Origin of the sequence: Pseudomonas fluorescens (assembly GCF_018614775.1) — a bacterium.
Taxonomy (GTDB): Bacteria; Pseudomonadota; Gammaproteobacteria; order Pseudomonadales; family Pseudomonadaceae; genus Aquipseudomonas; species Aquipseudomonas fluorescens_BY.
In genome coordinates this window covers 1-13,078 of record NZ_JAGGOF010000120.1, presented here as the reverse complement: position 1 = coordinate 13,078, position 13,078 = coordinate 1, and the positions used below count along the sequence as shown (strand labels likewise).

At 58.9% G+C, this 13,078-nt stretch carries 2 protein-coding genes and 1 pseudogene; all 3 read left to right on the top strand.

The annotated features are described in order from the left end of the window. Nucleotides 1–10,207 (top strand): annotated as a pseudogene (locus J7E36_RS24705) (adhesin); the annotation flags it as partial. A 1,814-nt stretch (nucleotides 10,208–12,021) separates the two neighbouring features. Beyond that, nucleotides 12,022–12,396 (top strand): hypothetical protein, encoded by a 375-nt coding sequence (locus J7E36_RS24700; protein WP_215008915.1) that lies wholly within the window; start codon nucleotides 12,022–12,024, stop codon nucleotides 12,394–12,396. A 95-nt stretch (nucleotides 12,397–12,491) separates the two neighbouring features. Further along, a partial coding sequence (locus tag J7E36_RS24695; RefSeq protein WP_215008914.1) for a transposase occupies nucleotides 12,492–13,078 on the top strand: 587 nt, incomplete at its 3' end.

Genomic DNA, 13,078 nt, shown 5'->3' with positions numbered 1-13,078 from the left:
CGACGGCAAGCTGATCGCCAGTGGTGGGGATATCCAGCTCGACGCCAACGGGCAATTGAGCCTGGCCGATACCTCGGCCACGGGCGCGGTCAACGTCAAGGCGGCCAGCGCCAACGTGCAAGGCGCGGTCTATGGCACCAGCGTCAACGTGCAAACCAGCGGTGCGCTGGACGTGCAGCAGAACATCGCCGCGCGCGATCAGATCAGCTTGACCAGCGCTGGGCAGTTGACCAACAACGGCATCATCGAGGCCGGGGTCAATGCCGATAACACCCGCAATGTCACGGGCGATGTAAGCCTGACCGCGCAGAATCTCGACAACAGCGGCAAGACCATTACCGCCAGCCGCACCCTGACGGCCAACGTCGGGCAGTTGAACAACAATGGCGGCCAGCTCAGCAGCTTGGGTAACGTCACCTTGCGCGTCGCCTCGCTGGATAACGTGGCGGGGCTGGTGGGTGCCGGCCAATTGCTGGACATCAATGCCAGCGGCCAGGTGAATAACCAGAAAGGGCGTCTTGCCGCAGGTCAAAGCGCTCAGTTGACCGTCACGTCCCTGGATAACTCCGCCGGTCGCCTGATCAGTGACGGCGCGCTCACCGCGAGCATTTCTGCGCAGTTGCTCAACCAGGCGGGGTTGTTGTCGTCGGCCGGTCTGTTGACCCTCAACACAGCGAGTCTCGACAACCGTCTGAGTGGCGTCATCACCGCTACCCAGGCCGCCAATCTCAACATAGGCAAACTGGATAACCGTGGCGGTGAAGTGTCGAGCCAGGGCGTGCTGGCGCTGACCGGCACCGAGCTGGACAACAGCAACAGCGGCAAGCTGATTGCCTACGGCGACCTGCGCCTGACCCTGGAACGCCTGACCAACCAGAGCCAGGGGTTGATTTCCACCCGAGGCGCCTTGGCAGTCAACGCCGGGCAACTGGACAACCGCCAGGGGTCGTTTTATGCCCGGCAAGGGCTGAACCTGGCCCTGAACGGGCAGATGCTCAACGCCCAAGGCAGCGTGAAAAGCGACACCGTCGCCAGCGTCAAAGCCGCAGGGATCAATAACGATGCCGGTCAGCTAACCAGCGTCGGTGCGTTGAACATCGACAGCGCCGCCGCCCTGAGCAACCTGGGCGGCAGCGTGGTCAGCGGCGACACGCTGCTATTGAAGGCAGGCCAGGTGAACAACACCTCCGGCCGTATTGCCAGTGCCAAGGCCCTGAGTGCCAGCATCATGGGGCTGGAGCAACGGAACGGCCAACTGGTCAGCAACACCAGCCTTGCCCTCGATCTCAACCATGGGCAGTTGAATAACCAGGGCGGGCTGATCAGTACCCCCGGCGCGCTGCTGCTCAATAACCTGGCCGCCGTGAACAATCGCGCGGGCGAGGTATCCAGCGACAAGGCCTTCAGCCTGAGCGCCGCGAGCCTGGACAACAGCGCTGGCAAGATCATCAGCAAGCAGAGCCTCGACCTGATCATCGCCCAGGCGTTGAACAACGCCCAAGGGCTGATCTCGGCCAATGGCCTTGAACTGCGTGCCGCCAGCCTGGACAACAGCAGTGGCGCCTTGAGCAGCAGCGCCGACCTGACTGCTAACGTGGATGGAGCGCTGACTAACGCGGATGGTGAACTGTCCAGCGCTGGCCTGACCCGGCTCAGCGCCATGGCGCTGAATAACGCCAACGGCCAGGTGCTGGGCGACAACGCCCTGAACATCACCCTTGGCGGAGCACTGGACAACCGCAACGGCGTACTCGGTTCGGGCAAGGTGGTGAGCGTCCAGGCGGCCAGCCTGAACAACAGCAACGGTGGGCAGGTGATCAGCGACGGCACCTTGAGCGCGCGCATCAACGGCCTGCTGGACAATCAGAACCTGGGCGAAGTGATCGCCAAGGGCGCGCTCGACCTGCAAACCGGCAGCCTCGACAACCGTGGCGGTCGCCTGACCGGCAAGGACCTGCTGACCTTGCGCAGCGCTGCGCTCGACAACCGTGGCGGCAGCGTGCGCGCCGACAAGGCGCTGCAGTTGCGGGTCGATCAACTGGACAACCGCAGCAACGGCGTCCTCGCCGGCAAGACCAGCGTCAACGTCGAGGGCGTGCGGCTGGACAACAGCGGCGGCTTGCTGACCAGTGTCGGGCCACTGACCTTGACGTACGGCGAAGTGCAGAACGGCCTCGGTCGCATCTCCAGCCAGGGCGATCTCACCGCCCACATCGACACCTTGCAACAGCAAGGTGGTGCGCTGGTGGCCCAAGGCAACTTGAGCCTGACCGGCAAGACGCTTGATAACCGCAACGGCGGCTTGGTCGGCACCACAAAAGCGCTGGATGTGCAGGTCGGACAGGTCGACAACCGCGCAGGTGAATTGTCCGGTGGCCTGGGCGTGAAAGTGGGCGCCCAGCGGCTGGACAACAGCGGCGGCAAACTCATCGCCGGCACTGATCTCGAATTGAAAGTGGCTCAGCTCATCAACCAGAGCAAGGGACTGATCCACGCCCAAGGCAGCATGACGCTGAGCGGCAGCACGCTGGACAATACCGCAGGCACGCTCAACAGCCTCAACGGCCTGGTGATTACCCTCGATAACGCACTGCTCAATGGCCAGGGCCTGATCAGCAGCGAAGGTGAACTGAGCGTCAACGCCGGCAGCCTCGACAACGCCGCCGGCAGCCTGGGCAGCGCCGGTGCGTTGTCGATTGTCAGTGCAGGTGAGGTGATCAACCAGGGCGGCTCCATCAGCACCGATGCCGGCCTGACCCTCAAAAGCGCCAGCCTGGACAATAGCCAGAAAGGCCTGATCTCGGGCAGTGCCGCCACCCAGGTCAGCACGGGCGTGTTCAGCAACAACCAAGGCGGGCGCCTGACCTCGGGCAACACCCTCAAGCTCACTGCCACCCAGGTCAACAACGCCGCCGGCCGCATCGCCAGCAGCCAGGCCCTGAGCGCCTCGGTCACCGGGCTGGATCAGCAGCAAGGCGAGCTGTTCAGCAACACCAGTCTGACGCTGGACATGAACCAGGGCCAGTTGAACAACCAGGGCGGCCTGATCAACGCTTCGGGCCTGTTGTTGCTGAGCAACCTCAAGGACGTCAACAACCAGAACGGAGAAATTTCCAGCCAGCAAGCATTCACCCTCGCGGCGCGGAACCTCGATAACAGCGGCGGCAAACTGCTCAGCAATCAAGGCCTGATCCTGAAAACGGTGCAGGCCTTGAACAACGCCAAAGGGATCATCTCCGCCGCCTCCGTGGACAGTCACAGCGCCAGCCTCGACAACAGCGATGGTTTGATCAGCAGTCGCAATCAGCTCGATGTGAACGTCGATGCACTGCTCGATAACCAGCGCGGCTCGCTGATTGCCGACGGCGCATTGGTATTGAACGCTGATCGCCTGGACAACCGCGCCGCCAGCATCGCCGGCAAAGCCGGGCTCAACGCCACCGTCACTGCGCTGGATAACCGCCAAGGTACGCTGGTCAGCACCACCGACCTGACCCTGAAAGCCGCCAGCCTCGACAACCGTCAGGCCGGTTTGATCGGCGCGACAAAAGCGCTGGATATCAACGTTGACGACCTCGACAACCGTGGTGGTGAGCTGAGCGGCAACACCGGCATCACGCTGGTGAGCCAGAAACTCGACAACAGCGACAGCGGCCAGGTATTCGCCGGGCAAACGCTGAAACTCACCGTGGACACACTGCTCAACCGTAGCAAAGGCCTGCTCAGTGCCAAGACGCAGCTGAGCCTCGATGGCGGTTCGCTGGACAACAGCGGCGGCTACCTGGTCAGCCAGCAGAACCAGCGCATCGACCTGAGTGGCGACCTGACCAACACCCAGGGACAACTCACCAGCGAAGGCACGCTGGACGTCAGCGCCGCCAACCTGACCAACACCGGTGGCAGCCTGTCCAGCGCCTCGAACCTCACCGTTAAAAGCCTGGGCCGCCTCGACAACCAGGGCGGCGAACTGGTCACCGACGGCGCGTTGCTGCTCACCAGCACAGCGCTGGACAACCGCCAGCAGGGCAACATCAGCGGCAAAGGCGCGGTGACTGTCACCACAGGCGCCTTCAACAACAGCCAGAAGGGCCTTCTCAACAGCGGCGCCACGCTGAACCTCAAGGCCGGTCAAGTCACCAACCAGGACGGCGGTCGCATCGGCAGCCAAGGCGCATTGACCGCTTCGGTTTCCGGTTTGGATCAGCAAGGCGGCGAGCTGTTCAGCAACACCACGCTGAGCCTGGACATCAACAACGGCCAGCTCAACAACCAGGGCGGCCTGATCAATGCCCCCGGCACGCTGCTGCTGAAAAACCTCAACGGCGTGAACAACCAGGGCGGCGAAATCTCCAGCGCCCAGGCCTTCACCCTGGCGGCAAAAAACCTCACCAACAACGACGGCCGGTTGCTCAGCAACCAGGGCCTGACCCTGCGCATCGCCCAGGCGCTGAACAACGTCAAGGGCCTGATCGGCGCGGCCTCCCTGGATGCTCAGGCGCAAAGCCTGAACAACAACGGCGGTACGCTTACCAGTCGCGGCAACCTCGACCTCACGGTTGATCAGCAATTGGACAACCAGGCCCAAGGCCTGATCAGCGCCGCGCAACGGCTCACACTCAACAGCGGCGATCTGAACAACCAGGGCGGCAGCGTGCTGGCAGGCGGCGCTTTGCTCCTCGATGCCATGGCCCTGAACAACAGCGCCAACGGCCTGATCAATGCCCAAGGTGACCTCACCCTGGGCGCCCACTCGCTGGATTCCAGCGACGGCGGTGAAGTGTCCGCCAAGGGCAACCTGAACCTGACCCTGGCGACGCTGACGCAAAATGGTGGCCGACTGCTGGGCGAGCAAGCCGTCACGCTGAACCTCGGCGGTCATGACCTGAACAATCGTAACGGCCTGATCACCGCCAAAGGTTTACTGACCGTTAACGGCCTGCGCAACCTTGCAAACCAGGGCGGCGAAATTTCCAGCAGCCAGGGTTTCAACCTCAGCGGCCAGGTGATCGATAACAGCGGCGGCAAGCTGATCAGCAGCCAGAACCTGACGCTTAACGGCACCAGCCTGGTCAACCAGAACGGCCTGATCTCCGGGTGGCAAGGGCTGAATGTCAGTGGCACCAGCCTCGACAACCGCAACAACGGCACGCTCTCCAGCCGCAATGGCGACGTCGGCGTCACCCTCAGTGGGGCGCTGCTCAACAGCGGCGCCGGGGCCCTGGCCAGCCAGAAAAAAATGACCGTCAGCGCGGCCAGCCTGGACAACAGCAACGGCGGGATCCTCTCCAGCGGCAGCGACCAGACCCTGACCGTCACCGGCGGTCTGCTCAACAACGGCCAAGGTGGGTTGATCGACAGCGGTGCCATCCTGGTCATGAACGCCATGACCCTGGGCAACCTCGGCGGTACCGTCAATGCGCAAAAAGCCCTGAGCTTCACCGGTACCACCCTGGATAACAGCGGCGGCAACCTGATCGGCAACGCCGCCGTGACCCTCGACCTGCTCGGCGCCCTGACCAATACCAACGGCAAACTCGCCAGCGTCGGCCCGCTGCGGGTGGAACGCGCCACGCAAATCAACAACCAGGGCGGCCAGATCGCCAGCCAGGGCTTGTTGACCTTGCTCACCACTGGCCTGGACAACCGTAACAAAGGCACCGTCGCGGCCAACGATCAGCTCATCCTGACCGCCACCGGCACCGTGCAGAACGACGCCGATGGCTTGGTCTACAGCCAGAACGGCGGCGTGCAAATTGACTCGGCCAGTTTCACCAACGGCAAGGGCACCGTGCAAAGCCAGGGCGCCATGACCCTGACCGTCGCCAACGACATCGACAACCAGAGCGGCCGCCTCCAGGCCAAGACCGGCGACCTGATGGTTGTCGCCCGCAACCTCGACAACCGAGGCGGCGTGCTCGCCAGCCTGCAAGGCCTGCTCACCACGCAACTGAGCGGCGTGCTGAAAAACGGCTACGACCTGAACAACAACCGCCAGGGCGGCATCACCCAGGCCCAGCGCCTGAACCTGATCGCACTCGGCGGCCTCGACAACTACGGCGGGCGCATCTCGGCGCAGACCGGCGACGCCACCGTCACCACCCGCAACTTTGACAACCGCAACGGCGGCCTCTACGCCAAAGGCAAGGTCAACGTCACCGGCAACGATTTCGACAACAGCGGCGACAACGACGGCCAGATCGCTGGCAGCCAGATCGATCTCAACCTCACCGGCGCGTTGAACAACCGGTTGGGCATCATCGAGAGCGACAGCACCCTGGCGATCAAGGCGGCGAGCGTTGATAACCAGACCGGGCAGTTGCGGGCGTTGGGTGGCAGCGGCAAGACCGACTTCCAGATTGGAGGGCTGTTCGATAACCGCAACGGCACGCTGGAAACCGCCAACAGTGACTTGACCCTCAATGCCGCGAACTTCCAGAACCAGGGCGGCAGCCTGTTGCATGTGGGCAGCGGCGTCTTTGATATCTCCACTGCCAACCTCACCAACGCTGGCGGCAGCATTGCCACGCGGGGTGGGCTGACGCTGACTGCTGACAACTGGACCAACAGCAGCGTGATCCAGGCGGGGCGGCTGACGGTTAATGTGAATAATTTGACTCAGACCGGGAGTGGGCAGTTGTTGGCTTCTACCAGCCTGGTGGGTAGTGGAGGGAACTGGAGCAATGATGGGCTGATTGCCAGTGATCGTGGCATGGGGTTGCAGCTAACCGGTCGATATAGCGGGAATGGCCGGACCACCAGCCTCGGCGACATGGCGGTGGATGCCGCTGCTATCGACTTGAGCAGCGTGGCAAGTATTACCGGCGGTGGCACCACAACGATTGGCGGGCGCGGTGGTCTGGGCAACCTGACCAATTACGGGCGACTTACCTCAGCTGGCGCGTTGAATATCAATGCGAGCACTTTCAATAACTATGGCACGGTCGCCGGTGCGGAAGGCTTGAAGGTGACAGCATCGACATTGTTGAACGATCAGGGCGGCTTTCTGTTCAGCGGTGCCGATATGAAGTTGCGGGTTGGAAGTTTTACCAACCGTAAATCGGACGTTTATGCGCTGGGCGACATTGATGTCGCGCTGAATGACCAAGGAGGGCGCTCGGCGTTAATGGAGAATGATTCGGGCACGATGGAGAGCGGTCGAGACTTCTCTATTAATGCGGATTCGATTATTAATAAGCGTGGGGACTTTAAGACTGAGGCGGAGCTGTACTCTTCGGCAATAGGATTTGGTTGCTATAGCTGTGATTCGCTCCCTCGACATTTCATGGATGAACGGCAGCCCGCCTCCTATTACGTATTTGAACAAAAATACAAAGTTTCTGTCGCTGGAGATAGCACCTCAAAAGCTGCTTCGTTGAGCTCTTCAGGTAATTTAGTCATCAAGGGTGGATCCTTTTTAAATTCCAATTCCAATTCCTCGGTGTCGGCGGTTGGCAATATAGATATTTCTACAGATGGTTTTGAAAATTCGGGTTCTGCTCTGGGGGATTACGTCAGTAAAGAATACTACTCTTACTATACGGCCACTTATAATCAGATGGCCGAGCTCGTCGACTACAACACCTATAATGATGCCGAATATGCTGGTGGTATGCATTTTTGGAATGGATCAGGTGAGGAGTCCGTTATCTATTCCCAGAGAGCGCAGGAAGGCGCAAAGCCCTTTGAGAAGGAATATTATCAGCGATTTGGCCCCATTATCATCAGACTCGGAGGTAATGGAGACAAGAGGCTTCCAGAGATCAAGTTTGGCGATTCCCAATATTCGACCGGTATTCGAACTCCGTTACCCAGTTTCATAAAAGATGCTACTCCATTCGATCAGGTAGTTGTTTCCTCCACCTCATCTGACAGCTTTGCCCCCGCCATCATCCAAGCCGGCGGCAACGTTTCCATCACCGCAACAAACAAAATCACCAACGGTGTCGAGCGTCCATTCTCAACGGGCATCTCAGCTTCGACACGTACCGCCGCTACCACAGCGTCAGGTTCCGGCAAAACCACGGTCGTCACCCTGAACAGCCAACTCCCACCGGACTTGGCCCAACAACAAATCAATCCCCTCTCACTTCCCGGCTTCAGTCTCCCTTCTGGGCAAAACGGCCTGTTCCGCTTAAGCGGGCAGGGCGGCTCGGCTCAACAAGCCACCCAGGCTAGCACCGGCTCGCAGAACTGGAGCATGGGCAGCGCCTCGATCAGCACCGCCCAGCGCCAACAAGACCTGCCTGATACCCAGGCTCGTAGCGTCCGGATAGGCGATATCGCTGCAGTGGACACCAGTGATCGGCAACTGGCCCTGATCACTCGCCAAGCCGCCAACGACAGCGTGAGCGCCAGTGCGCTCAATGTCAGTGCTCCCGTAGAAAATGACGGCCACACCCTGCCAACGCCGAGCCGCAACAGTGGTTCCGGCGCGACGGCTCAGGTCGGGACCGTGAATGTCACCGGTGGCAGCTTGGCCCCGACGACCCAAGTCGTCCCGTTGGTAGGTAACGCAGTCGCTACCCCAGTCTCCAGCCAGACGGTTGCGCGGGTCCAAGGTGTGCCGGACACCTCGTTCAAAACCAACCCACAGAAATACCTGATCGAAACCAACTCCGTGCTCACCGAACTCAAGTCGTTCATGAGTTCGGACTACCTGCTGCAAAACCTCGGCTACGACCCGGACCAGAGCGCCAAACGCCTGGGTGATGGCCTCTATGAGCAACGCTTGATCCAGCAAGCCGTCGTCGCCCGCACCGGCCAGCGCTTCATCGACGGCCAGACCAGCGACGAAGGCTTGTTCAAGTACCTGATGAACAACGCCATCGCCAGCAAACAGGCACTCGGTTTGTCGGTGGGCGTGACCCTGACTTCAGAGCAAGTCGCGGCGCTGACCCACGACATCGTCTGGCTCGAAGAGCACGAAGTGAACGGCGAAAAAGTCTTGGTGCCGGTGCTCTACCTGGCCCAGGTCGAAGGCCGTCTCGGCCCTACCGGTGCGCTGATCGCCGGCAAGGACGTGACGCTGATCGCCGGCCAGAACCTCGATAACGTCGGCACCTTGCGTGCGTCCAACAACCTGTCGGCAACCGCAGGCAAAGACCTGGTCAACAGCGGCCTGATCGAGGCAGGTAATCGCCTGGACGTATTGGCGGTTAACAACATCGTCAACAAGTCCGGCGGGATCATCACCGGTCGCGACGTGAACATCACGGCGCTCACCGGAGACGTGCTCGTTGAACGAACCCTCACGTCCTCCGACAACAGCACCCGCTTCGGCACCCAGCATCGCGATTATGCCGACAGTGCCGCACGCATCGAGGCGGCGAATGACCTCACGATAGGCACCGGGGAAGACATCAACGTTGCCGGCGGTGTACTGCAAAGCGGCCGCGACATGAAACTGAACGCCGGCCGGGACGTGAACATCTCGTCCATGCAGGTCACCAACAGCGACTTCCGCGACCGCAAACACAACAGCAGTGATATCAAACAACTGAGTGCCACTCTCGACGCCGGGCGAGACTTTTCAGCCCAGGCAGGACGAGACATCAACGTCATCGCCAGTCAGGTCGATGCCAAGCGTGACATTGCCATGGACGCGACGCAGAACCTCGGCATCAGCTCGGCGGCGGATGAAGAGCATTCTTTGTCCAAAAGCAAGAAAGTGACCCGCCAGGAAGACCATGTCAGCCAAGTCATGTCCGCTATCACGGCGGGCGGCGATGTGGATTTGAGCGCCGGGAAAGACATGGCGCTTATCTCAAGCCGCATTAGTGCGGGTGATGAGGCCTATCTGGTGGCAGGCGAGAACCTCGACGTGCTGGCCGCGCAGGACAGTGATTACTCGCTGTACGACAAGAAGAAAAAAGGCAGCTGGGGGAAAAAGCAGACCAAGCATGACGAGGTGACCAAGGTCACGAACGTGGGAAGCGAGATCACCACCGGGGGCGACCTGACGTTGGTCAGTGGGGATGACCAGCGGTATCAGGCTGCCAAGTTGAACAGTGGGGCTGACCTGACTGTGCAGAGTGGTGGTGCGATTACCTTTGAGGGTGTGAAGGATCTGCATGACGAGAGCCACACCAAAAGTAATGATGATGCCTTCTGGACCTCGTCGAAAGGCAAGGGCAACACCGACGAAACCCTGCGCCAGACCCAGATGGTGGCCGCTGGCAGCATCATGATCAAAGCCGTTGATGGCCTGCAGATCGATGTGAGGCAGGTCAATAAGGAAACGGTCAGCCAATCCATTGATGCAATGGTCAAGGCGGATCCGAAACTCGCCTGGCTGAAAGAAGCCGAAGCGCGGGGGGATGTGGACTGGCGGCAAGTGAAGGAGATTCACGAGTCGTTCAAGTACAGCAACTCCGGGTTGGGGCCTGCTTCGCAGTTGATCATTGCGATCATGATGTCAGTCGTTATGGGCCCGGCAGGCCTGGGCGTGGTAAGCGCTGGCGCTGGGGGCGCCTTCGCCACCAGTCTGGCGACTACGGCGGTGACCAGCACTATCAATAACAAGGGCAATCTGGGGGCTGCGTTTAAGGAAACGTTCAGCGCCGATAGCTTGAAGGGGGCGGCAATTGCCGGGGTGACAGCTGGCGTACTCAATTACGCGGACGACAATTGGTTCGCTGCCGCATCGCAAGGGTCGAAGTCCGCAAACCTGCTGACCAGCAATAACTTCACCGACGTTGCGATACGGACAGGGGGCCGTGCTGTGCTGTCCAGCGGCATCTCGACTGCCATTGGTGGGGGCAGTTTTGGTGACAACCTGGGTGCGGCGTTGGCGGGGGAGGCTGGCAGTGTGGCGATGGCCACGGGGTTTAATTGGGTCGGCGGTACCGTTAAGTTTCCCGATGGGAGCATTCAGAAAGTTTTGGCTCACGCTCTTATGGGCGGTTTGTTATCGCAAGCTGCGGGAGGCGAGTTTGCCACTGGTGCCGCAGCGGCTGGGCTTAATGAGGCGTTGGTGAACCAGCTCTCAAGCATCGCGGGCGGTAATGAAGATATTCACAAAATGCTCTCGCAGTTAACAGGCGTGCTGGCGGCAGCTGCAGGGAACGGGGATCTTCAGCTCGGAGCTGATATTGCGGGCAGTGCGACCGAATACAACCACTATCTTCACGAAGGCGCTGCGCAAAAAATAGCAAAAGAGGCGCTGCAGCAATGCCGATCCAATCCCCTGGAGTGTGACCTAGGCGTTGATTTTTCCGCTCTCTCTGTCGAGGACGTGGTTAATGCCATGCGCGTGGAGGGTGAACATGGTAAGGGTATAGATGGGGTCAAACCCGAGGCAATCGCATTCATCGATGGCTACATGTTTTCCAGAGCACCTCAATTACGAGATGATTTGTATAGCCTGACGGAATCTGAAGCATCTAGGCTCGACGTGGAGCAGAAGGCGGCGCTGCTGATGTCCGTTTTCAGCTTAGGTCAGTTTGTAAGAGGCATCGGGAATTCTCTGCAGGGTCTGATTGGTCTTGGAGAGAGTGGTGCTATCCTTGTTAAGAATGCGGACGAGGCTGCGTTAGCGGGTGGAAAAGGTCCGACCGGTACGCCTGCCTGGACTAGCTCTGAAGGCCCGTATAGTGGACAGCTCTCTGGTTCAGGAACGACGACTGTTAACGGGCAGCTTGTAGATGGCGTCGTGGACTTTAGTAGTGGACTAGCTGCGAAAGGGCCTGTAAATGTGAGGTCGGCTAATTTTGCTGATGAAGCAAAGCTGATTGGTCACTTTGAAAAACACGGGACTGAATTTGGGACAAAATCGTCTGCCGAATATCTGCAGGTGGGCAAGGACATTATGCAAGGCGGGGATAAAGTTCAGTATCTGTACAAGGGCGAAATGCGAACTGGTTACGTGCAATTCATGGGTAATTCATCCCGTGGAGATGCGAAGTATGGATTTGTAGGAACTAATTCTGATGGTGCTATCACTACAATTCATGTGGAAAGTGGTAAAAGTTTTTGGAAGATGTTGAATGGCAACCCTAAAGATAAAGCTATAAGGCCTGTTCCATGATTTATTCAGTGCTGCTTGATGGTGTCAATTCAGAAGTAGAAGAAGAAGTCTCGATTGTGGTGTGTGGTCAGCGGCTTACCTGCTTTGCAAGCTATCTTCCCTATCAACTTGAGGTGGGGCGAGTGTATCGCGCAGAGTTGCTGCCCATGGTTTTTGATGAGTATATTGTTCAAGAGGTTTCTCATGTTACACCCTTAGTCCTTAGGGAAGGCTCAGGCTATTCATACAGTATTATCGGCGAGTTGAAGGATGGCTGTTTGTGCTGTAGTGGGTTGACCTTTTGTGATGAGATTTTGCTGGCGGACTTTGGTTTCCTTGAGGGGAAGCTGATTTCATGGCGGGTCGACAGGTTAGACATTTTATTTGTCTGAGTTTTCCTTGGGAAAGGGGACAAGAAAAAAGGGGACAGATTTATTTTTCGATCTCTCTGCTACGCTGAAGACTTCCACGGATGGAGGAGTCAGATATGCCCAGAATGGGACGTATTGTTTTACCGAATTACCCGCATCATGTAGTGCAGCGCGGCCATAACCGGCAAGTGGTATTTGCAGGGGCGGAGGACTATCGACGGTATCTCTCGGATCTGCGTGAGCTAAAGGATGCTTTTGGGGTGAAGGTGTATGCCTATTGCCTGATGACAAATCATGTTCATTTGTTGCTGGCTCCGGGGGAGTCGGTCGCTGGGCTGGGGCAGTTAATGAAAGCGCTAGCGGCTCGTGCAACACGTTATCGAAATCGACTGGAAGGGCGTTCGGGCACGTTATGGGAAAGTCGTTACAAATCCAGTGTGGTGCAGTCGGATTCATACTTGCTTGCTTGTAGTCGTTACATTGAATTGAATCCTGTACGCGCTCACATGGTCGCCGGTGTCGCGGACTATGAATGGTCGAGCTATCGAAGCCGCATAAGTGATGAGCCTGATAGCCGCTGGTTAGATGCTGATCCATGTTTCCTTGCCTTGGGTGATACCTCGATGGAGCGGCGTCGTCGATACGAGGCCTTTGTAAGCCAAACCATTCCGACCGATCAGATTCAATTGATCCGCGATGCTTT

Excerpts from the sequence above, each read along its gene's own strand:
- J7E36_RS24700 (WP_215008915.1), top strand. The coding sequence starts at position 12,022 with ATGATTTATTCAGTGCTGCTTGATGGTGTCAATTCAGAAGTAGAAGAA.